This window comes from Streptomyces sp. SP17BM10 (genome assembly GCF_036322405.1).
Lineage (GTDB): Bacteria > Actinomycetota > Actinomycetes > Streptomycetales > Streptomycetaceae > Kitasatospora.
The window spans coordinates 233,525-254,540 of the sequence record NZ_JAQYXB010000661.1 but is presented as its reverse complement, the minus strand read 5'-3'; the positions used below and the strand labels follow the sequence as shown (position 1 = coordinate 254,540).

At 73.4% G+C, this 21,016-nt stretch carries 19 protein-coding genes and 1 riboswitch; of the genes, 14 read left to right on the top strand and 5 right to left on the bottom strand.

The window, feature by feature from the left end; genetic code table 11:
• Positions 1-231: 231 nt before the first annotated feature.
• Both PUR71_RS31835 and PUR71_RS31830 read right to left on the bottom strand, forming a co-directional pair.
• Entirely contained in the window at positions 232-1,389 is a 1,158-nt protein-coding gene (locus PUR71_RS31835; RefSeq protein ID WP_329930641.1) for a polysaccharide deacetylase family protein, read from the bottom strand.
• Between the two features lie 318 nt (positions 1,390-1,707).
• Positions 1,708-3,534, bottom strand: a complete 1,827-nt coding sequence (locus PUR71_RS31830; RefSeq protein ID WP_329930640.1) for an AMP-dependent synthetase/ligase — start codon at positions 3,532-3,534, stop codon at positions 1,708-1,710.
• A 530-nt stretch (positions 3,535-4,064) separates the two neighbouring features.
• On the opposite strand from PUR71_RS31830, the gene PUR71_RS31825 reads away from it, so the two are divergent.
• The 6 genes from PUR71_RS31825 (at position 4,065) to PUR71_RS31800 (ending at position 10,609) form a co-directional block, all read left to right on the top strand.
• Positions 4,065-7,178, top strand: coding sequence for a sensor histidine kinase (locus PUR71_RS31825; protein ID WP_329930639.1), 3,114 nt, complete (start codon positions 4,065-4,067; stop codon positions 7,176-7,178).
• Positions 7,175-7,597 (top strand): roadblock/LC7 domain-containing protein, encoded by a 423-nt coding sequence (locus tag PUR71_RS31820; protein WP_329930638.1) that lies wholly within the window; start codon positions 7,175-7,177, stop codon positions 7,595-7,597. The genes PUR71_RS31825 and PUR71_RS31820 overlap by 4 nt, the downstream gene beginning before the upstream one ends.
• An 8-nt stretch (positions 7,598-7,605) precedes the next feature.
• On the top strand, positions 7,606-8,229 hold the full coding sequence (locus PUR71_RS31815; protein WP_329930637.1) for a DUF742 domain-containing protein: 624 nt from the start codon (positions 7,606-7,608) through the stop codon (positions 8,227-8,229).
• Complete coding sequence (locus PUR71_RS31810) at positions 8,210-8,869, top strand: GTP-binding protein (protein WP_443077638.1); 660 nt, start codon at positions 8,210-8,212, stop codon at positions 8,867-8,869. The genes PUR71_RS31815 and PUR71_RS31810 overlap by 20 nt, the downstream gene beginning before the upstream one ends.
• A 288-nt stretch (positions 8,870-9,157) precedes the next feature.
• The gene (locus PUR71_RS31805) at positions 9,158-9,280 is read left to right on the top strand and encodes a hypothetical protein (protein WP_329930636.1); all 123 of its coding nucleotides are present in this window, start codon (positions 9,158-9,160) and stop codon (positions 9,278-9,280) included.
• A 558-nt stretch (positions 9,281-9,838) separates the two neighbouring features.
• The gene (locus PUR71_RS31800) at positions 9,839-10,609 is read left to right on the top strand and encodes a winged helix-turn-helix domain-containing protein (protein WP_329930635.1); all 771 of its coding nucleotides are present in this window, start codon (positions 9,839-9,841) and stop codon (positions 10,607-10,609) included.
• 130 nt (positions 10,610-10,739) lie between these two features.
• Here the strand turns inward: PUR71_RS31800 and PUR71_RS31795 are convergent, their stop codons facing one another.
• On the bottom strand, positions 10,740-11,729 hold the full coding sequence (locus PUR71_RS31795) for an aldo/keto reductase (protein WP_329930634.1): 990 nt from the start codon (positions 11,727-11,729) through the stop codon (positions 10,740-10,742).
• A 347-nt stretch (positions 11,730-12,076) separates the two neighbouring features.
• On the opposite strand from PUR71_RS31795, the gene PUR71_RS31790 reads away from it, so the two are divergent.
• The 5 genes from PUR71_RS31790 (at position 12,077) to PUR71_RS31770 (ending at position 15,598) form a co-directional block, all read left to right on the top strand.
• Positions 12,077-12,688: a TetR/AcrR family transcriptional regulator gene (locus PUR71_RS31790; RefSeq protein ID WP_329930633.1), complete on the top strand. Its 612-nt coding sequence runs from the start codon at positions 12,077-12,079 to the stop codon at positions 12,686-12,688.
• A gap of 89 nt (positions 12,689-12,777) precedes the next feature.
• Positions 12,778-13,362 (top strand): DUF4865 family protein, encoded by a 585-nt coding sequence (locus tag PUR71_RS31785; protein ID WP_329930632.1) that lies wholly within the window; start codon positions 12,778-12,780, stop codon positions 13,360-13,362.
• A gap of 17 nt (positions 13,363-13,379) precedes the next feature.
• Complete coding sequence (locus PUR71_RS31780; protein ID WP_329930631.1) at positions 13,380-13,880, top strand: carboxymuconolactone decarboxylase family protein; 501 nt, start codon at positions 13,380-13,382, stop codon at positions 13,878-13,880.
• Entirely contained in the window at positions 13,877-14,797 is a 921-nt protein-coding gene (locus PUR71_RS31775; protein WP_329930630.1) for a phosphotriesterase, read from the top strand. Before PUR71_RS31780 ends, PUR71_RS31775 begins: the two co-directional genes overlap by 4 nt.
• A 123-nt stretch (positions 14,798-14,920) precedes the next feature.
• Positions 14,921-15,598 (top strand): Pr6Pr family membrane protein, encoded by a 678-nt coding sequence (locus PUR71_RS31770; protein WP_329930629.1) that lies wholly within the window; start codon positions 14,921-14,923, stop codon positions 15,596-15,598.
• A 122-nt stretch (positions 15,599-15,720) separates the two neighbouring features.
• Here the strand turns inward: PUR71_RS31770 and PUR71_RS31765 are convergent, their stop codons facing one another.
• On the bottom strand, positions 15,721-16,485 hold the full coding sequence (locus PUR71_RS31765) for an SDR family NAD(P)-dependent oxidoreductase (RefSeq protein WP_329930628.1): 765 nt from the start codon (positions 16,483-16,485) through the stop codon (positions 15,721-15,723).
• 139 nt (positions 16,486-16,624) lie between these two features.
• On the opposite strand from PUR71_RS31765, the gene PUR71_RS31760 reads away from it, so the two are divergent.
• The gene (locus PUR71_RS31760) at positions 16,625-17,245 is read left to right on the top strand and encodes a TetR family transcriptional regulator (protein ID WP_329930627.1); all 621 of its coding nucleotides are present in this window, start codon (positions 16,625-16,627) and stop codon (positions 17,243-17,245) included.
• 237 nt (positions 17,246-17,482) lie between these two features.
• Complete coding sequence (locus PUR71_RS31755) at positions 17,483-18,652, top strand: alpha/beta hydrolase (protein WP_329930626.1); 1,170 nt, start codon at positions 17,483-17,485, stop codon at positions 18,650-18,652.
• A 64-nt stretch (positions 18,653-18,716) separates the two neighbouring features.
• On the opposite strand, the gene PUR71_RS31750 is transcribed toward PUR71_RS31755, so the two are convergent.
• Entirely contained in the window at positions 18,717-19,046 is a 330-nt protein-coding gene (locus PUR71_RS31750; protein ID WP_329930625.1) for a MoaF-related domain-containing protein, read from the bottom strand.
• 461 nt (positions 19,047-19,507) lie between these two features.
• A riboswitch (cyclic di-AMP (ydaO/yuaA leader) is annotated at positions 19,508-19,680 on the top strand.
• Between the two features lies 1 nt (position 19,681).
• Here PUR71_RS31750 and PUR71_RS31745 point away from each other — a divergent pair.
• Positions 19,682-21,001, top strand: coding sequence for a glycoside hydrolase family 16 protein (locus PUR71_RS31745; RefSeq protein ID WP_329930624.1), 1,320 nt, complete (start codon positions 19,682-19,684; stop codon positions 20,999-21,001).
• Positions 21,002-21,016: the final 15 nt, after the last annotated feature.

Genomic DNA, 21,016 nt, shown 5'->3' with positions numbered 1-21,016 from the left:
CTCGGAGTGAGGTGCTGGCTCGGCTGCCGGCCGGCCCACTGCTCTGTGGCCGACGCCGCGCTGCACGCCCCCATTAGAGCCACGCGGCAGGTGCCCTGTCAACGAGCAAGATCAGCAGCCGAGTCGAGTGACGCGGCCGCCCCTTCCCCGGGCGGAGAAAGCTCGGGCGGAGAAAGCTCGGGTCGAGAAAGCTCGGGTCGAGAGAGGGGGCGGCCGCGCACGGCGAGCGGGTCAGTGCAGGTAGTCGATCAGTCCGGCGGGCTTGAGGCCGGCGGCCCGGGCGGCGGCGAGGGCGCGGGGGAGGTCGGTGGCGAGGGTGTCGGTCCAGTGCATCAGGACGACGTCGCCGGGCTGGAGGGCGCCCGGGTGCCAGATGTTGGAGGTGCCCCAGCTGAAGTCGGCGTCGGCGGTGAGGACGGTGCGCATGCCGCAGTTGGCGGCGGCCTGCAGGGTGTCGGCGTTCCAGGCGAAATAGGGCGGGCGGAAGACGGTCGGCGCTGTGCCGAAGGCGCGGGTCATGGCGTCGCGGGCGTCGCAGATCTCGACCTGTTGTTGGGCGAGGGTGAGCGTGGTGGGGTCGGTGTGGGAGACGCTGTGGTCCTGGATGGAGGAGCCGGGCGCGGCGGTGACGCGCTGGAAGAAACCGGGGTCGGTGCCGGCGGGCATCGGCAGCGGGAAGGCCGTGATCGGCAGCTGGTTGTCGGCGATGAACTTCTCCGCCTCGGGGGTGCGGGTCCAGCCGTCGTCGACGGTGAAGAAGACCACCTTGTCGGTGGTGGGCACGGACCCGAGGGGCGTGGCCGGGGCGGGTGCCGGTCCGTCGACGTGCACGTCGTCGACGGAGAACGGGCCCTCCTGGTACCAGCCGTGGACGTAGAGACGGACGCTGCGCGCGTTCGGGCCGGTCGTGAACTGGGTGGTGAGCTGCTGCCAGCCGCCGCCCGTGCTCTCCGTCCAGGCGGGGGCGACGTCGTGGCCGGTGCCGGTCGCCCCCAGGTACACGAAGCTGCCGCGCACCCAGGCGGAGGCCGTGTACGTGGTGTTCGGCTGGACGGAGACGGTCTGCGCGCACTCGCCGGTGGAGTCCGCGTTCGCCGGGGCGACGGTGAGCGCGGAGGTGCCTCCGTGTGGGGCGGCGGTGGTGGTGACGGCCGCCTCGGCCGGGCCACCCGTGCAGTTCCAGCCGGCGATGGCGCCCCAGTCGGACAGGTTGGGCGCAGGCAGCTCGAACCCGGGGTTGGTGACCAGGTTGACGACCGGGGCGGCGGGTGTGGAGGCGGGAGCGGCGGCGGTCGCCACCGGAGCAGCGGCGGCGACGAGCGCCACGGATGCCGCCAGTGCGGACAGGCGCGCCGTCAGGCGCGTGGACAAGTGCGCGGACAGGGACACGGGAAGACTCCTGCGTGTGGGGGAAGCACGCCCGTGGGGAGGGCGTGACGGGAGCGGTGACGGTCGAGCCGTCGAGCCGTCGAGCCGTCGAGCCGTCGAGCCGTCGAGCCGTCGGAACGTCGAAACGGTGAACCGTCGAATGTTGGAACCGTCGAACCGGGGCGCTCCCCGAGGGGCGGGAGCGGTAGGTGGCGCGCCGCACTCGGGCCGAGGAGAAACAATGGACTGGACCAATCGGTCCGTCAAGGGAATCCCGCCGAACGGAACGGTCAACCGCCCGTATCAACTACGCGGCGGCAAAACGGACAAGACGAGACGTCAGGGGACGTACAGTTCCTCGATGTCCGCCGCGTAGTGCTCGGCGATCGCCGCCCGCCGCAGCTTCAACGACGGCGTCAGCAACCCCTGGTCGAGTCCGAACTCCCGCGGCAGCAGCCGGAATGCGCGGATCGACTCGGCCCGAGACACCGCCGTGTTCGCCGCCGCCACCGCGCGCTGGATCTCGGCGTGCAGGCGCTCGTCCGCGAGCGCCGCCCACGGGTCCAGCTGCTGGCGTCCGTTCGTGCGCAGCCAGTGCGCCAGGGCGGCCGGGTCGAGCGTGATCAGCGCGGCGATGTACGGGCGGTCGTCGCCGACCACCAGGCACTGGGAGACGAGCGGGTGCGCCGAGACCCGTTCCTCCAGCGCGGCCGGGGCGAGGTTCTTGCCGCTGCTGGTGACGATCAGGTCCTTCTTGCGGCCGGTGATGGTGAGGTACCCGTCCTCGTCGAGGTGGCCGAGGTCCCCGGTGGCGAACCAGCCGTCGTGCAGCGACTCCGCTGTGCAGCGCGGGTGGTTGAGGTAGCCGGCGAACACGGACCCGCCGCGCACCCACACCTCTCCGTCGTCCGCGATCGCCACCGAGGCGCCGGGGATCGGCCGGCCGACCGTGCCGAGCTTCTGGCGCCCGGTCGGGTTGGCGGTGATCGCGGCGGAGGTCTCGGTCAGCCCGTAGCCCTCGTACAGCTGGAAGCCGGCGCCGGTGAAGAACAGTGCGAGTTCGCGGCGCAGCGACGAGCCGCCGCACACGATGCTGCGCGCCCGGCCGCCGAGGACGGCGCGCAGCCGCGGGTAGAGGGTCTGCTCGTAGGCGAGGTGGCGCAGCCGCAGGCGGGGGCTCGGTCCGGGGCCGCGGCCGAACACCTTCTGCTCCCTGGCCGCCGCCCAGTCGACGGCCACCTGCCGGGCCTGCTCGAAGAGTTCGCCGCGTCCGGCGTCCTCGGCGGTGCGCCGGGCCTGCTGGAAGATCTTCTCGAAGACGTACGGGACGGCGTGCAGGAAGGTGGGCCGGAAGGAGGACAGGGCGGGCAGCAGGGCGTCGGTGGAGACCTCGGGGACGTGGCCGATCCGGAAGCCGCCGCGCATCGCCGCGACCTGCACGGCGCGCCCGTAGACGTGCGCGAGGGGGAGGAAGAGCAGGGTGGAGGGCTGGCCGCCGGAGGGGTCGCGGAAGACGTCGCTCCAGCCGCCGAGCAGGGCGTCGGCCTCGGCGGCCAGGTTGGCGTGGGTGATGAGGCAGCCCTTGGGGCGTCCGGTGGTGCCGGAGGTGTAGACGACGGTGGCGATGTTCGAGGCGGCGACGCCGAGGCGCTGGCGGTGCACGAGGGCGTCGGGCACGCCGCGCCCGTCCTCGGTGATCGCGCCGACGCAGTCGCGGTCGAGCTGCCAGATGCCGCTGAGGTCGGGCAGGGCGTCGCAGACCGCGCCGACGGTCATCGCGGCGTCCTCGTCCTCGACCAGGCAGGCGACCGCCTGGGTCTCGGCGAGGATCCAGCGCACCTGCTCGGGCGCGGCCGTGGGGTAGACGGGGACGGTGATCGCGCCGATCGACCAGAGCGCGTAGTCGAAGAGCGTCCACTCGTAGCGGGTGCGGGACATCAGGGCGACCCGGTCGCCGTAGCGCACGCCCCGGGTGAGCAGGCCCTTGGCGAGGGCGAGGACCTCGTCGCGGAACTCGCGGGCGGTGACGTCCTGCCACTGGCCGTCGGCGGTGCGCAGGGCGAGTTGGGGGAGGGCGGGGGTGCGTTCGGCGGTGTCGTAGAGCGAGTCGGCGAGTCCTCCGGCGGCCTCGGGCACGGCCAGGGCCGGGGTGGTGAACTCGCGCACGTTCCTCCCCGGTTCGTGTTTCCCGTGCCGGCCTGCGTATCCGCTCGCGTTCTGCTCGCGTCCTGCTGGTGATCCGCGCGCGACCCCTTCGCGTCCGGTTCGGTCTCCGGTTCGCATCTCACTTGCGGCCGGCGTGGAGCCGAAACTATCGGATCGTCCGGCGACTGCCCAGGGTTGTGTCGGAGACACGACGAGATCGGCACAAGGGCGTACGGAAAGTGCCGTACGTCCGTACGGAGAGCGTCGTACGCGGGTGCGGCCGGGGGCGGAGCGATGGCGGTGCCGGGGCGGTGGCGGGGCGATGGCGGCCCTCGCGGTTCTGACGTGTGCGGGGCAAGTGGGGGCGAGGAGTAATTCGACCCTCGAACGAGTGGTCAGGGCGTAGTAGGCTCTCGCAGACCTGCGGCCGGGCCCCCGGCCAGGCCCGATCCGTACCCGACCCCCGACCCGGGCTCCCCACCGCCCGCGTGCTCGCCCCGCTCCGCCCACCCTCCCCGTTCCGCGCCTGGCACTTCCCGACCGAGGACTCCATGCGTCTGCGTAGCAGCTCGATCCGCGCGAAGATCATCGCGCTGCTCCTGGTGCCCATCGTCGCGCTCACCGCCCTGTGGGTGTACGCGACCATCGCCACCACCGGAGACGTCTGGAGCCAGCTGGAGCTCAGCCGTACGTACAAGGAGTTCGGCACCCCCGCCGACCAGTACGCCACCGACCTGCAGAACGAGCGCCGCGCCGCCGTCCAGCGCCTCGCCGACCCGGGTTCGCGCGCCGCCCGCGACGCCTACGACCGCGCCAAGGCCGACACCGACCGGGACCTCGGCGTCCTGCGCGACAAGAAGGACAGCATCGGCGGCAGGCTCTCCGCCGCCCAGCGCGGGCGCCTCCTGCAGATCCTCGCCGCCGCCGACCAGATGGGCCCGCTGCGCGCCCAGGTCGGCCGCTCGGCGCTCAACTGGGAGTTCGCGCTCGACCAGTACAGCGACCTGATCAAACCGGTGTTCGGCTTCCGCTCCGCCTTCGTCGCCCGACAGAGCGGCCAACTCCCGCGCCAGGGAACGATCCTGATCGAGCTGGTGCGCGCCCGCGAGTACCTCGCCCAGGAGGACGCCGCGATGGAGGGCCTGCGCACCGGCACCGCCCGGCCCACCGCCGAGCAGTACCAGACCGCGCTGGACGCCCTGCACAACCAGCAGGCGCTGTACACCGTCTACATCGCCGAGCTCGAACCCGCCGACCAGGCCGACTACATCGCCCTGCGCGGCGGCGACGCCTGGGCCGCACTGGTGCGCGCCGAGGCGGACTTCGTCGGCGCCGGCGGCCCCGCCAACGTCGCGCAGGCCATCAACGGCGACTCCTGGCGGGAGACCGCCGACCGCGCCCTCGGCGACCTCGCCGCCGTCAACTCCCGCATCGCCGACGGCATCGCCGAGCGCGAACGGTCGTACGCGACCGGCCTGTTGTGGCGCGGCGGGATCGCCGGCGCGGTCGGCCTGGTCGCGATCGTGCTGACGGTGCTCATCTCCTTCCGGATCGGCCGCGGCCTCGCCCGCGAACTGATCGGCCTGCGCAACGCCGCCAACGAGCTCGCCACCACCCGCCTGCCGGCCGTCATGCGGAGGCTGCGCCGCGGCGAGGCCGTGGACGTCGCCGCCGAAGCGCCGGAACTGCGGTTCGGGCAGGCCGAGATCGGCCAGGTCGGCCAGGCGTTCAACGCCGTGCAGCGGGCCGCCGTCGAGGCCGCCGTCGAACAGGCCGAGCTGCGCCGCGGCGTCTCGGCCGTCTTCGTCAACCTCGCCCGGCGCAGCCAGGTGCTGCTGCACCGCCAACTGACCCTGCTGGACACCATGGAGCGCCGCACCGAGGACCCGGCGGAGCTGGAGGACCTGTTCAAGGTCGACCACCTCACCACGCGCATGCGCCGCCACGCCGAGGGCCTGATCATCCTCGCGGGCGGCTCGCCGGGGCGCGCCTGGCGCAAGCCGGTGCGGATGGTGGACGTCGTGCGCGCGGCGGTCGGTGAGGTCGAGGACTACGCGCGCGTGACCGTCCGGCCGCTCCCCGGCACCGGGTTGCTCGGCAGCGCCGTCGCCGACGTGACCCACCTGGTCGCCGAACTCGTCGAGAACGCCGCGGTGTTCTCCCCGCCGAACACCCAGGTCACCGTCCAGGGCGAGGTCGTGGCGCACGGCTTCGCGCTGGAGATCGACGACCGCGGGCTCGGGCTGAGCGGGCCGGCGCTCGCCGAGATCAACGAACGCCTGGCCGTGGAGCAGGAGTTCGACCTCGCCGATACCGACCGGCTGGGCCTGTTCGTGGTCAGCCGGCTGGCCCGGCGGCACGGCATCCGGGTGCACCTGCGGCCCTCGCCGTACGGCGGGACGACGGCCGTCGTGCTCGTGCCGCGCGAGCTGCTGGCCGAGGCGACGGACGGGCCGGCCGAGCCGTCGCAGGCCGGGCGGCGTCCGGCGGCGACGGTCCGGCGCGGCCAGCGGGACCTCGTGGCGGTGCCGGGCGGCGCGGGCCCGTCGGGCCCGGCCCCGGAGGTGTCTGTTCCGGGTCCCGAGGGCGGTACGTCGGGCGCGGCTGTGAGCGCCGCACGGGGCTCCGGGGGCGGGAGGCACCGCGGCACCGGCGGGCCGCGGCCCTCCGCGGCCGAGCCGGCCAGGACGCCGGGCGGGTTGCCGCGACGGGTGTCGCGGACGAAGGGCGGGCCGGTGCTCGTCCCTCCGCCGGGTGGGGAGGAAGGCGGCTCCGACGGCACCGGGCGCCACCGCCGGGCGGAGATCCTGCCGGCCGCGGGCGCCGCAGGTGCCGGGCCCGCGGACCTGGTGCTCGTGGAGAGCCCGGCGGCCGCGCAGACCCCGGTGGCGCCGGCGGCCCCGCCGGTCCTGGGGGAGCAGGCGGCTTCCGGTGCGCGGACCCCGGGCGGACTGCCCAGGCGCGTTCGTCAGGCCAACCTCGCGCCACAGCTCAAGGAACAGATGAAGGAACGTCTCCGCAGCGGGCGCGCCGATGACGCGCGATCGTCGGGTGACCCGGTCGTCCGGGCGGCGCAGGAGGCCGAGCGGGCCGCCAGGGAGACCGAGCGCGCACGGGAGCGGTCGCCGGAGGAGGCGCGGGCCACGTTCGCGTCCTTCCAGCGCGGGTTCACCCGGGGCCGCGGCGCCACCGGCTCGTCGTCGTCGGCCGCGCCGCCGTCGGTCGGGCCGACGTCGGTTGGCCCCTCGGGCCCGACGGGCCAACCGACGGCGACGCCCGTGGCCCGGCCGTCCGTCGCGTCCGTCCCGGTCTGGCAGCCGCCCGACACGTCCCGCCGGGCGATCAGCCCGGCGCCCGCCCCGGCGGCCCTGCCGGCCCCGTCCGACGGTAGCCCGGCGCCGCTGGCCCGGCGCCTGCCGGCGGGCCCGCCGGTCCGTCTGGTGCCGCCGCCCGGTTCGGCTGATCACTCCGGTCCGGCTGATCATCCGGGTCCGGCCGGTGCCTCCGGGGTGTCCGGTTCATCCGGTTCGTCCGGCGGACCCGGGGCGGACGCCCAGGGATCACCAGCACGACCGGTACGACACGTCCGACCGATCAGACCGGCGCCATCGGCACCACCAGCACCACCCGTAACACCCGCTCCAGCGGAAGGAACTGATTCATGACCATCTCGACGCAGCCGTCCGGGGACCTCAACTGGCTCCTGGACGACCTGGTGGGACGCGTCGCGGCCCTGCGGCACGCGGTGATCCTCTCCAGCGACGGCCTGGCCACCGGGGCCTCCCGCGGCCTGGAGCGCGAGGACGCCGAGCACCTCGCCGCCGTCGCGGCCGGCTTCCACAGCCTCGCCAAGGGCGCCGGCGGGCACTTCAAGGTAGGCGGTGTCCGCCAGACCATGGTCGAGCTCGACGAGGCGTTCCTGTTCATCACGGCGGCCGGCGACGGCAGTTGCCTGGCCGTGCTGAGCGAGGCCGAGGCGGACATCGGCCAGATCGCCTACGAGATGGCCCTGCTGGTCAAGCGGGTCGGCGAGCACATGGCCGCCGAACCGCGCACCGAGACCGCGCTGCCGCCGGGGAGATGATCGGTTCGATGGCGGATCCGAACGCGGAGGCGGTGGCGGAGCGCGACGGGTCCGTGGCCGCGACGGACGGAGCGAGCCCCAGGGCCGTGGACGCGGGGGTCACGGACGTCGGGGTCACGGACGTCGGGGTCACGGACACCGTGGCCGTCGCGGGCGCGGACGGCACGGCCGGGGACGAGTTCGTGGACGAGCCAGGGGACGAGGCCGGGGACGAGTCCGAGGTCGACCTGTTCCGGCCGCGCACCCCGGTCGACGACCGCTGGTTCGACGACGACGCCGGCCCGGTGGTGCGGCTGTACTCGATGACCCGCGGCCGCACCCGCCCGGTCGAGGACGGCCTGTTCGACCTCATCTCGCTGATCACCGCCGCCGAACCCGGGCCGGACGCGGGGGCCGTGCCCGCGCACGTGCTCGACCCGGAGCACCAGACCATCCTGGCCTGGTGCCGCCGCGAGCCGCTGTCCGTCGCCGAACTCGGCTCCTTCACCGACCTGCCGGTCAGCGTCGTCCGCGTGCTGCTCGGCGACCTCTACGACGCCGAACTGATCAGCGTCACCCGACCCGTTCCGCTCGCCGAGCTGCCGGACGAGCGCCTGCTGCGAGACGTGATCAATGGACTCCGTGCGCTCTGAGCACCCCGCCGCAAACGAGGCCGGCCCCGACGCCGCCCCGCGCCGGCCCGACGCCACCGACCCGCGCTGGCGCGGCGGTCCGGCCGTCGCGGTCAAGATCCTCGTCGCGGGCGGCTTCGGGGCGGGCAAGACGACCCTGGTCGGCGCGGTCAGCGAGATCCGCCCGCTGCGCACCGAGGAGGAACTGAGCGAGCTCGGCCGCCCGGTGGACGACACCTCGGGCGTGGAGGCCAAGCGCACCACCACGGTGGCGATGGACTTCGGCCGGATCGACCTGCGGCCCGGGCTCGCGCTCTACCTCTTCGGCACGCCGGGGCAGGACCGCTTCTGGTTCGTGTGGAACGAGTTGGCGCGCGGAGCACTGGGCGCCGTGGTGCTCGCGGACACCCGGCGCCTCGCCGACTGCTTCCCCTCGGTGGACTTCTTCGAGCAGCGCGGCATCCCGTTCGTCGTCGCGGTGAACTGCTTCGACGGGACGGAACGGTTCTCGCCCGAAGAGGTGCGGGACGCGCTCGACCTCGACCCGGACATCCCGGTGCTGCTGTGCGACGCGCGGCTTCGCGAGGACGGGAAAGACCTGCTGGTCGCCCTCGTCGAGCACGCGGCCTCCCGGCCGCGCCGTGCGGCCGCCCGGGCCTGACCCTTCGTCCGCCGCTTCCCGCCACTTTCCCGCCGTTTTCCGCTCCGGCAGTCGTCTCTTCGGACCGTTGTCTCATTTCGGCGTCCATATAACGGACGTCCGGCAAGGTGAAGGTTGCCTAGACCGGGTCGGCGTGGAAGGCTCTGTGGACGAAGGCCGCCCGGCCGTGCCGTCGGGGAGCCCGGACGCGCGTCGGTGTCGGCGCATGTCCGGCGGCAGGCCATTCGATCACGCACCGTCGGCCCGCAGCCCGCGTCGCCGAACACGGATCCAGGGGAGGGCAGCAGGATGACCGTCGGTCGGCACACCGCCGCGGCCACGCCCGCGTCCATCCGCACCCCGGCCCGGCCGGTGCTCACCGTTCGCCGCTACATCGACCACGCGCTGATCTGCAGCGCGTGTTGTCGCTGACCGGCCGGCCCCTTCCGGTACGCCCGACCCCGCTTGCGGCCCCCCCGGCCGCTCCGGCCGGCGCACCGTCACCCCGTCGACCAGGCCGGAGCGGCACCCCGGAACCCGGCGTGCCCGCGACCGGCGATCAGGCCCGCCCCGCGGAGAGACCACCTGTGAACCTCGCCTTCCCCACCCCCGCCCCCGGAGCCGCCGGGCGCCCACGCTCCGCGGGGACCACTCCCGCCGCGCGCTGCGGCGCACCGTCCGGGCGCTCGAGCGGGCGGACGGGCGGACAGCCGAACGGGCGCCCGCCCACGGCCGGTTGCGCAAGCGCGGACGGCCGTGACGACCGCTCGCGCCGATCCGGCCGCGGTGACCTGGAGCCCTTCTGGCCCTCGAGGCAGCCGCACCTGTTCGACCAGACGTGTCCCGGCTCGCCCCGTGCGTCCCGGTCCTCCGCCCGCTGATTCCGGACTCCGGATCCCGGACCCTCCGTCCGGATCAGCCCAGGCAGTAGCCCGGTCGACGCGCAGACGACTCCACCCCGTCCGTCACGCGCGAAATGAGCGACACACCATGTCTTCTTCTTCCACGGCCACCCTGCCCCTGCCCACCGCGACCCCGCACCTGCGCGCGGTCCGCCCGGTCCAGCCCGTTCCGTCCGGTCCCTCTCCTTCGTCCGCTCCATCCGCCCCGTCCGCGCGGTCCGTTCCGTCCATTCCGGCCGGGGTCATCAACTCCCAGGGCCGGGTGGCGCGTTCGGTGCCGCCGCACGTGCTGCCGCCCCGGCCGGCCCCGGTGGTCGCTGCGGCCGCGGCGCCTCCGGCACCGCCGCAGTCGCTGCTGGCGGCGCTGCCGGAGGGTGCGAGCGTCGTCGCGGCGCTGCCGCAGGGCACGCTGCCGCAGACCCTCCTCGCCCAGTACGGCGCGCAGTTCGGCGACCAGGCCGGGCAGCCGATGGTCGGCTACCTGGTGCTGGTGCCGGCGGAGACCCCGGCCGGCGCGGCTGCGGCCGTCGGCCCGGCCGGCTCGCCGTCGGCCCGACCGATCCGTCCGGCGGGCCGGGGCATCACCATCGACAACGAGCGGCGCAACGCTTATGTGGACGGGCGGCTGCTCGACCTCACGTACCTGGAGTTCGAGCTGCTCGCACACCTCACCGAGCACCCGCAGCGGGTGCACACCCGCGACCACCTGGTCTCCGCGGTGTGGGGCTACGGCCACGTCGGCGACGGCCGGACGGTGGACGTGCACGTGGCCCGTCTGCGGCGCAAGCTCGGAGCGGCCTACCGCGACACGATCGTGACGGTGCGCCGGGTCGGCTACAAGTACACGCCGGTGGCCTGATGGGGCGTCGGCTCCGGAGCCTGACGGAGAACAGCTGACGGGGACAGCTGACGGAGAACAGATAACAGATAACAGACGACAGATAACAGATTTTGAAATCTGTTATCTGTCGTCTGTCACCGGCCTTCTGTCACCCGCTCAGTCCGTCGATCTCCGCGAGCTCCTCCGCCGTCAGCGGGCCGCCGTTCAGCGCGTCGATGTTCTGGTCCAGCTGTGCGACGCTGCTCGCGCCGATGATCACCGACACCACCCGCGGGTCGCGCAGCACCCAGCAGAGCGCGAGCTGGGCGAGCGTCTGCCCGCGTCTCTCGGCGACCTTGGCCAGCGCCCGCAGCTGCTCCAGCCGCGCCCCGTCGAGGGCCGCCTCGCTGAGGAACTTCCCGACCGACATCCGCGATCCGGCCGGCACGTCGCCGGACAGGTAGCGGCCCGTCAGGAGGCCCTGCGCGAGCGGGGAGTACGCGATCAGGCTGGTCTGGGTGTCGCCGACGGCATCGAGCACGCCCTCCTCGACGGACCGGTTGAGGATCGAGTACGCCGACTGGTTCATCAGCACCGGCGTCCCCAGCTCGCGCAGGATCGCCACCGCCTCCCGGTGCTGCTCGGCCGGGTAGTTGGAGATGCCCGCGTACAGCGCCTTCCCCGAACGGACCGCGCTGTCCAGCGCGCCCATCGTCTCCTCGATCGGGGTCTGCGGGTCGTACCGGTGCGAGTAGAAGACGTCGACGTAGTCGAGTCCCATCCGCTCGAGCGACTGGTCCAGGCTGGCCAGCAGGTACTTGCGGCTGCCGCCGTTGCCGTACGGGCCGGGCCACATGTCCCAGCCGGCCTTGGTGGCGATGAACAGCTCGTCCCGGTACGGGCGGAAGTCCTGCGCGAAGAGGTACCCGAAGTTGCGCTCCGCACTGCCGTACGGCGGGCCGTAGTTGTTCGCCAGGTCGAAGTGGGTGATCCCGCGGTCGAAGGCGCGGCGCAGCACCGCCCGCTGGACGTCGAGGGGTTGGGCGTCGCCGAAGTTGTGCCAGAGGCCGAGCGAGACGGCGGGCAGCTGCACGCCGCTGCGCCCGGCCTTGCGGTAGGTCATCGAGCCGTAGCGGTCATCCGAGGCGAGGTAGCTCATGGCGGACATCTTGCCAGCCGGTGCGCGTGGAACAAGGCCTCGCCCGCCCCGGTGCCGCCTGTCCTGGTGCTGCCCGCCGCTACGGCACCTGCCCCTGCATCGTCCGCCTCCGCTCTCGCCCGCGCATGACGCGGTGTGACGTGACGTGTGCCACCGGCAAGGGCGGTATGCCGTCGGGTGGTGCGGGGGATGACGAACGGGCGAGGGAATGCGGGCGAGGGGCCGTGGCCGCCGGGGGGCGGCGCACGGCCCTCGGTCGTCCCGCGGACGGGTTCGGTCCCGCTCCGCAGGAATCGCCGGGGGGAATCGCTGGCGTTCTGTACCTACTGGTATGTACAGTGATCCCCATGGCAACCCAGGACCGTCTCATCGAGAGCACCCAGGAACTCCTCTGGGAGCGCGGCTACGTCGGCACCAGCCCCAAAGCCATCCAGCAGCGCGCCGGCGTCGGCCAGGGCAGCATGTACCACCACTTCACCGGCAAGCCCGACCTCGCCGCGACCGCCCTGCGCCGCAGCGCCGAGCAGATGCGCGCCGTCGCGGAGGCCGACCTCGTCTCCCCGGGCAGCGCCTACGACCGCATCGCCGCCTACCTCCACCGAGACCGCGACGTGCTGCGTGGCTGCCGGATCGGACGGATGGCGCAGGACCCGGACGTCATCGCCGACCCGCAGTTGCGGGCGCCGGTCGAGGAGACGTTCGACTGGCTGCGCGGACGGATCGCCGGGCTCGTGGCCGAGGGGCAGGCGGCGGGTGAGCTCGTCCCCGGCATCGACCCGGCCGACACGGCGGCCGCGCTGGTCGCCGTCGTCCAGGGCGGCTACGTGCTCGCCCGCGCGGCCGACCGCGCCGAGCCCTTCGAACAGGCCGTCCGCGGAGCCCTCGCCCTGCTCGCGGCTCACCGGACGGACCGGGCCGCTCGGACCGCTCGGACGGACCAGACGAACCGGCCGGCCTGAGCCCGGAGCCGGACCGCGGGCGAGGCCCGGAGCGCCCGCCCCGACCAAGCCGCCCGTGGAACTAACCCGCCCATGGAGGAGAGCAGCCCGTGCACGCCATGCAGTACGAGATCACCCTCCCCGCCGACTACGACATGGGGATCATCCGCAAGCGTGTCGCCGAGCGCGGTCACCTCCTCGACGGCTACCGCGGACTGGGCCTCAAGGCCTACCTGGTCCGGGAACGCGGGCGCGACGGCTCGCCGGTCAACCAGTACGCGCCGTTCTACCTGTGGCGGACCGCCGAGGGCATGAACGGTTTCCTCTGGGGCCCCGGGTTCCGCGGTCTCTGCGCCGACTTCGGCCGTCCCGTCGTCAGGCACTGGCTCGGCGCCGGGCTCGCACGCGGGCCCGTGCCTGCCGGTCCGGCCGGACCGGCCACCGCCACCCGCCGGACCGTCCGCCTTCCCGAGACCGCCGACCCCGCCGAGGCCGTCGAGCAGGCCCTCGCCGACCTGCCCGACCACCCCGCACTGCACACCGCCGCCGTCGCGGTCGACCCGAGCCGGTGGGAGCTGCTCCACCTCGCCCTCTGGCACGGCGAAGTCCCCGACGACGCGCCCGGCACCCGCTACCGGGTGCTGCACCTGTCCCGGCCCGAACTCGACCGGCTGCCCGCCGGCCGCCACTGGTGAAAAGGATTCGCCACCCCATGACGACCGCGCCCGAATCCCTCGCGCCCGAATCCCTCGCGCCCGAATCCCTCGCACCCACCGACCTCGCGCCCGCCCCGCTCGACCGCGAGGCCGGCTACGCCATGCTCGCCGACCTCGCGGGGCCGGCCGCCGCTTCGACTCTCGGCGGCCTCGACGCTCTGGCGCCGGGTTTCGCCGACTGGATCGTCACCGCCCTGTTCGGCGGCACCTACCAGCGCCCCGGCCTCGCCCTGCGCGACCGTCAGGTGGCTAACCTGGCCGCGCTCACCGCCCTCGGCGGCGTCGAGCCGCAGCTTGGCGACCACGTCCGCAACAGCCTGCGGATCGGGATGACGCGCGAGGAGATCACCGAGGTGATCGTCCATCTGGCGCCCTATGTCGGGGTCCCCAAGGCCCTGGCCGGCCTGCGCGTCGCCACCGCGACCTTCGCCGAGGCGCAAGCGGCGCAGACCGCGCAGACGGCACCGCCCGCGCAGGACAAGGGCACGGACGCGTGACCGCCGCCGTCCGCACGGTCCTCGGCGACCTCGACCCCGCCGAGCTCGGCGTCACCGACTCCCACGACCACCTCTTCATCCGCAGCCCGCTGCTCCCCGGCGAGGAGCTCGACGACCCGGCCGCCGCCGAGGACGTGTTGCGCGCCTTCGCCGCCGCCGGCGGCCGGGCGTTCGTCCAGTGGACCCCGCACGGCATGGGACGCGGCGCCGACGCGCTCGCCCGCCACTCGCGCACGACCGGCGTTCACGTGGTCGCCGCCACCGGAATGCACCAGGCGGTCCACTACGCCGAGGACGCCCGTGACCTGTCCGCCCGGTACGACGGACTCGCCGAGCGCTTCGTCACCGAGCTGACCACCGGACTCCCGGGCGCCCCCGAGGGCGTCCGCGCCGGGCTGATCAAGGTCGCGTGCGACGTGGGCGTCAGCAGCGCGCACACCCGCCTGGTCATGACGGCCGCCGCCGAGGCCCACCACGCCACCGGGGCCCCGATCGCCGTCCACCTCGAACCCGGCGGCGACCCGTACTTCGTGCTGCTCTGGCTCCACGATCGCCACGGGGTCCCGCTCGAGCGGATCGTCCTCGGCCACCTCACCCGCCTGCCCGACGTCCGCCTGCACCGCGAACTCGCCGACGAAGGCGTGTACTTGGCCCTGGACAGCCCCTCACGGGTCGACCACCCGGAGGACCACCGGGCCTTCGACCTCATCGCGGACCTCGTCGACGCGGGCCACGCCGAGCGGCTGCTCCTCGGCGCCGACACCACCACCCGCACCGCCCGCCGGGCCGGCGGTCCGACCAGGCTGCTCACCGACCTCGTTCCGCGTCTCGGCCGCACGTTCGGCCCCGAGCTGCCCGAACTGCTCCTCACCACCAACCCGGCGGCCGCCTTCGCCGCCGACTGGCGCACTCCCTGAGGCCGGTGCCTCCGTTCCTCCGGCTGCCGCCCTCGCCATCTCTCCTGTGGCCGACTCCGCCCACCCGGGTTTCAATCCGAGTACCGCGGCGGACCACGCCACCTCCAGAGAGGCGGACCGACGATGCACTTCTGGCTCGCCCCCGCCAGGCTCGCCGTCGCCGCGCTCGCGGCCGTCGCCCTCGGCTTCTCCGGCTATCACGCGGCGACCGGAACCACCGGGGTGGTGAACTACTTCGGATACTTCACCATCCTCAGCAACGCGGCCGCGGTCGTCGTCCTGACGCTCGGCGGGCTGGGGGGCCTGACCGGACCGGCCGGCCTGATCAGCCGCCGCCCCGTGCCCGACCCGGTGCGCGGGGCGGTCGTGCTCTACCTGGTGATCACCGGGCTGGTGTACGGCACGGTGCTCGCGAAGTACCCGGACCAGCTGACGATCCCGTGGGTGAACGACGTGCTGCACCGCGTCGTGCCGCTCGCCGTGCTCGCCGACTGGCTGATCGACCCGCCGACCCGCCGTCTGCGCCCGAGGACGGCGCTGTGGTGGCTGGGGTTCCCGCTGCTCTACCTGCTCTACACGCTGCTCCGGGGCTGGGCCGCCGCCTGGTATCCGTACCCGTTCCTCGACCCCGGCGTGCACGGCGGGTACCGGCGGGTGGCCGGTGCGTGCGCCCTGGTGGCGGCGGCGTTCGTCGTGGTCGGGGCGGCGGTCCTGGCGGCGGGCAACGCCCTGGCCGCCCGCCGTGACGGCCGTCGCGGCACCGCACCGCGAGGCCGCCGCGCCCACGCCAGGACGACCTGACGCCGACGAACGGGAGAACGACGAACGGAAAACGACGAACAGCTGACAGATAACAGATTTCGAAATCTGTTATCTGTCAGCTGTTATCTGTCGGTCGTCACCCCGCCTCCCTGTCCGTCCGCTCACATGTGGGTGCCGCCGTCGATGCGGATCTCGGTGCCCGTGACGAACGCGCCATCGTCCGACGCCAGCATCGCGATGACGCCCGCCACGGTCTCCGGTCCCGCGAAGCCCTGGCCGATGGCGGGGGAGAGCTTGGCCAGCAGGCTGAAGTCGGCGTCGGCCGGCAGGCCCGGGTTGTTGGTCATGCCACTGTCGATGCTGCCCGGCGCGACACACACCGCGCGCAGGCCCTGCTTCGCGTACTCCGACGCGATGGCGTGCGTGAAGGACTGGATGCCGCCCTTGGTCGCGGCGTAGGCGGCCATGTACGGGTGGGCGAAACTCGCCGACGTGGAACTGAAGTTGACCACCACGCCCGTGCCGCCCGCGAGCAGTGCCGGAAGCGCCTCGCGGGTCATCAGGAAGGTGCCGGTGAGGTTCACCGCGAGGAGCTTGTTCCAGAACTCCAGGCTGGTCTCATGGGTGTGCGAGGACCGCAGGATCCCGGCCGCGTTGACCAGGACGTCCAGTCCACCGAGGCCAGCGACGGCCTCCGCGACGCCCGCGACGACGGCCGGCTCGTCCGAGATGTCCAGTACTGCGGTGGTGAGCCGGTCGGCGGTGCCGTCGGAGGCTGCGCGGTCCGCGGTCCTCTGCAGGCCGTCCGCGCTGACGTCGACCGCGACGACTCTGCCGCCCTCGGCGAGGAGCCGGTGCACGGTGGCCTGGCCGATGCCCGAGCCGCCGCCGGTGATCAGGACGTTCCGTCCACTGAAGCGATCCATGGGGGTACTCCGTTCGTTCCCGGGGTCTCTCGACCTCGAGAGGCACGGTACGCCTTTCTGGCATGACATGCCAATAAGTCTCGACATGCCACCATGACGTGATCGGTCTCCCTGGCATGAAGGCGCGTACGCTGAGCCCGTGACCGGACGCCCCTCCCTGACCCAGCGCCGCCGCGACGCCACCCGGCTGGACATCGCCCGCACCGCCGCCGCGCTCTTCGCCGAACGAGGCGCCGAGGCGACCACCGCCGAGGAGATCGCCAACGCTGCGGGCATCTCCCTGCGCACCTTCTACCGGTACTTCTCGCTCAAGGAGGACGCCGTCGCGCCGCTGCTCGCGGCCGGCGGGCAGCGGTGGGTGGAACTGTTCGCGGAGAGCTCGGCCGACCTGCCGGTGCGCGAGGCGCTGGAGCGCTCGGCGGTCGCCTCGTTGACGCCTGCCGACGAGTCCGCGGCCGAGGCCATGCACTGGACCCGCAGCCTGCTGCGCGACCCCCGCCTCGCGAGTACCTGGCAGCGCGTCCACGCCGACTCCGAAGAGCGGCTGCGCGGCGTCCTCGCCGACCGCTGCCCAGCGGGCGCGGACGCGCTGGAGCTCCGCCTCGCCGCAGCTGCGGCGACCGCGGCGATCCGGGTCGCCCTGGAGGAGTGGGCCCTCTCCGACGCCCCTGTGACTGGCCCCGGCTCACCTCAGGAGCTGGGCGCCCGCTGCATGCGCGAACTCACGGGAGGACTACGGCTGTGGAGCCGGGTGACCTGAGCGGCTACGTGTCAGCGCTCCTCGAGGGCCACGGCCGGCAGGGGCCCGACACCGACGACGACGGGCACAGGTGGGCCCGACGCCGACGACGACGGGCACAGGTGGGCCCGACGGGGATGCTGACGTGCCGCTCCAGCCCGCTAGGGTGGAAGATCGCGCCCCGACGGGGAACCGGGGAGGTGCCCCGGATGTCCTAGCCGCGGGGACGTGAGTTCGAGGCGTGGGAGCAAGTAGGACATGGGTCTGACGAGCCACAAGGTGTTGGCGCTGACCGTATTGATCGCCGTCCTGATGACGGCCGGCACGGTCTGGCTGTGGCCCAGGCTCGCGAGGAAGACCTGGCAGGCGGTGCTCGGCCGGATCGGCGCGCTGCTCGCCACCCAGCTCACCGTGCTCGCCGCCCTCGGCCTCGTCGCCAACAGCTACTTCTCCTTCTACAGCAGCTGGGACGACCTCCTCGGCACCGGCGGCGACAACGGCCCGGTGGTGATCCACAACAAGGCGGACGCCTCCGGCCGGCTGCTCGTCGAGACGATCGGCCACGCCTCCGTCCAGGGCGGCGGCGCGATGGGCCGCGAGCCCGCCAAGTCCGGCGAGATCCGCAAGGTCCGGATCGACGGCAAAGTCACCCGGCTCTCCACGGAGGGCTACGTCTACCTGCCGCCGCAGTACTTCCAGCCCGAGTACGCGCAGCGCCAGTTCCCGGCCGTGATCGTCAGCACCGGCTTCCCGGGGCTGGCGGAGAACCTGATCACGCGGTTCAACTACCCGGGCGCGGCGCTCAAGCTGCTCCAGGAGGGGAGGATGCAGCCGACCGTCATGGTCCTGATGCGTCCCTCGCCCGCGCTCCCGCAGGACACCGAGTGCGAGGACGTCCCCGGCGGCGCACAGTCCGACACGTACTTCACCAAGGACGTCCCCTCGGCGATCCAGGCGAGCTTCCGGGTCTCCGCCGACCCGCAGGCCTGGGCGTTCATGGGCAACTCCACCGGCGGCTACTGCGCGCTGAAGCTCGCCATGCGCCACCCGGAGGTCTTTCCGACCGCCGTCTCCCTCTCCGGCTACTACCGCGCCGCCGAGGACCCGACCACCGGCGACCTCTTCGGCGGCAGCCGGCAGCGCCGCGACGAGGCCGACCTGATGTGGCGGCTCGAGAACCTGCCGCAGCCGAAGACGTCCGTCCTGCTGGCCGGCACCAAGCAGGGCGACGGCGACTACAAGCGCGACACCGAGGCGTTCATCGACGCGGTGCGGAGCCCGGGCCCGATGAAGGTCTCGTACAGCATGCTGGAGACCGGCGGCCACAACTTCGAGACGTGGAGCAAGCTGCTGCCGTCCTCGCTGGAGTGGCTGTCCGGGCACCTCAAGGTCCCGAACCAGCCGAACCCGCCGGCCCCCGCGGCCTGACGGCCCCCACGCCCTGACGGCCCCCACAGCCTGACGGCCCCACGCCCTGACCGGGCGGGCGGGCTCAGGCCAGCCGCTCCAGCGTCCCCGTGTGGAGCTCGCCGACCCGGCCGCCCTCGCCCTCGAAGGTCCAGAACGCGCGCACCGTCAGCCGGACCAGGTCCATCACGTGGCTGACGGTGATTCCGCTCTGCTCGGTCCAGCTGACGAAGTACACCTCGGGCGCGACCTCGGCGACGTGGAGCGCCACGTCCTCCCACTGGCCCGCCGACTCGCCGAGGCCCTCCCAGCGCAGCCGCTTGCCGTCGGCCGAGTAGGCGTTGCGGAAGGCCGCGCCGTTGTCGGCCCGGAAGAGGTAGGTGCGGCCGGCGAAGGCGGGCAGGGGCGCGGTCATGGCGGGGCGGTTCCTCGTCTCTGCGGGAGGGGCGCGGTGCTCTTGTGCACGGCGGTGGATGTCGGACCTCCAATTTATCCGATCGGGCGCGCTCGCACGGCCACTGCCAGTGAAGGCGCACCCCCGTCACCGTCACCCCGCAGGGCCCGCCACACGCGCTGCCGCCCGCCCCGCAGGCGCCGCCCGCCTGGCGGCCGTCCCTGCTCACCCGCGCCTGGCCGGCCCGATCGTCCGCGGCCCGGACCTGCGTCAGCGCGTCCCGGCGATCCGTGATCATCCGGGGGCCCCGGAAGGCCGGCCAACTGATCCACTGCGCACCGTAGTTGATCGACACGACTGTGAGCTGCGCGACAACCGGCCGCGACGAGTTGTCCGTTCACGGACCGACTGCCTAGCCTGCAACGGTCGTCCGCCCCGCGGACCCCGCCGCCGGGACGCCGAGTCCCGTCCACCCGACGGCGGGCAACCGAGCACCACAGCGGACGGGAGCGGGGGAACCAAGGTCAGCGCCACGACCCGGCACGCCTCCGTGCGTCCGGGCCGCGGCTTGGGGTGAAGCCGCTCCCACAGGCGGCCGGGCGACCTCTCAGCCCGAACCCGACAGCTCACCTCGCAGGCGTCGCAGAGGACACCCCATGCACCAGCCTGCCCGGCGCCGCGCGCCGCGTCACGCCCGCCCGTCCCACCGCGGCCGCACCGCCGCCCTCGCCGCCACCGGCGCGCTCGCCATCACCGGCGCCGGCCTGTTCGGCCTCCAGGCCGCGCCCGGCGCCCAGGCGGCCACCGGCCCCACCGTCACCCAGGACTGGCTCGCCCCGGCCACGATGGTCGCCGGCCGGGCCGCCACGGCGACCCTCACCCTCCACTCGTCGTCCTGCTTCGTCGCCAAGACCGTCGGCGTCGGCGTGCGTGACGCGGCCGGTCACAACCTCGACTTCCCCGGGAACGCCGGCAACGTGTCGATCTGCCCCTCGGGCCACACCTTCACCAGCGCCGCGCGTACGCTCGCGGCCGGCACGTACACCGAGTTCGGCTTCTGGCAGGACCTCGGCGGCACGTGGCACAACCTGCCTTCGAAGCAGTTGGTCGTCGCCAAGGCCGCGGCCCCGACCGCCGCGCCGTCGGCCACCCCGACCGCCACCCCGTCGGCCACGCCCGCGCAGACCCCCACGGCGACGGCCACGGCCACGCCGAGCGCCACCCCCACGCCGAGTGCCACCCCCGGCGCGACCGCGAGCCCGAGCGCCCAGGCGCCGTCCTCCCCGATCGCCGGCAAGTCGCTGACCTGGTCCGACGAGTTCAACGGCCCGATCAACTGGGGCCAGCGCTGGGTCGGCGACAAGAGCAGCTCGTACAAGTACGGCAACCACAATCCGGACGACAACAAGCTCGACTGGCTGGACCGGAACAACGTGGGCGTGGCCAACGGCGTCGCCACCTTCACCGCCGCCCCCGGCAGCAACACGCTGGAGAACGGCAAGCGGTCCTGGAACACCGGCTTCCTCACCACCGAGGGCTCCAGCGAGGGCTTCCAGGTCAAGACCGGCGACTACGCCGAGACCCGGGTCAAGCTGCCGGCCGGCACCGGCGCCTGGCCGGCCCTGTGGACCTGGAAGAACGGCAACGGGGAGGTCGACTCCTTCGAGTACCACCCCGACAACCCGAACCTCCTGGAGCTGACCAACCACGTCAACCCGGGCAACGGCGACTACTACACCAACGCGAGCGCCGTCGCGAAGGACCAGTGGGTGACCATCGGCACCCACTACGGCGCCAACTCGGTGGACTGGTACGTCAACGGCGTCAAGGTGTTCTCGGACGGCAAGGGCGTCGGCGCGAACTTCTCGGCGTACCTCATCCTCAACCTGTCGGTGAGCGCGGGGGAGTACCACCCCGCGCCGCAGGGGACCACCCCGATCACCATGGCCGCCGACTACGTCCGCGTGTACCGGTAACCACCGGTCCGAGTC

Coding starts and splice junctions, on each gene's coding strand:
- PUR71_RS31825 (WP_329930639.1), top strand. CDS start 4,065: ATGCGTCTGCGTAGCAGCTCGATCCGCGCGAAGATCATCGCGCTGCTC.
- PUR71_RS31820 (WP_329930638.1), top strand. CDS start 7,175: ATGACCATCTCGACGCAGCCGTCCGGGGACCTCAACTGGCTCCTGGAC.
- PUR71_RS31815 (WP_329930637.1), top strand. CDS start 7,606: ATGGCGGATCCGAACGCGGAGGCGGTGGCGGAGCGCGACGGGTCCGTG.
- PUR71_RS31810 (WP_443077638.1), top strand. CDS start 8,210: ATGGACTCCGTGCGCTCTGAGCACCCCGCCGCAAACGAGGCCGGCCCC.
- PUR71_RS31805 (WP_329930636.1), top strand. CDS start 9,158: ATGACCGTCGGTCGGCACACCGCCGCGGCCACGCCCGCGTCCATCCGC.
- PUR71_RS31800 (WP_329930635.1), top strand. CDS start 9,839: ATGTCTTCTTCTTCCACGGCCACCCTGCCCCTGCCCACCGCGACCCCG.
- PUR71_RS31795 (WP_329930634.1), bottom strand. CDS start 11,729: ATGAGCTACCTCGCCTCGGATGACCGCTACGGCTCGATGACCTACCGC.
- PUR71_RS31790 (WP_329930633.1), top strand. CDS start 12,077: ATGGCAACCCAGGACCGTCTCATCGAGAGCACCCAGGAACTCCTCTGG.
- PUR71_RS31780 (WP_329930631.1), top strand. CDS start 13,380: ATGACGACCGCGCCCGAATCCCTCGCGCCCGAATCCCTCGCGCCCGAA.
- PUR71_RS31770 (WP_329930629.1), top strand. CDS start 14,921: ATGCACTTCTGGCTCGCCCCCGCCAGGCTCGCCGTCGCCGCGCTCGCG.
- PUR71_RS31765 (WP_329930628.1), bottom strand. CDS start 16,485: ATGGATCGCTTCAGTGGACGGAACGTCCTGATCACCGGCGGCGGCTCG.
- PUR71_RS31755 (WP_329930626.1), top strand. CDS start 17,483: ATGGGTCTGACGAGCCACAAGGTGTTGGCGCTGACCGTATTGATCGCC.
- PUR71_RS31750 (WP_329930625.1), bottom strand. CDS start 19,046: ATGACCGCGCCCCTGCCCGCCTTCGCCGGCCGCACCTACCTCTTCCGG.
- PUR71_RS31745 (WP_329930624.1), top strand. CDS start 19,682: ATGCACCAGCCTGCCCGGCGCCGCGCGCCGCGTCACGCCCGCCCGTCC.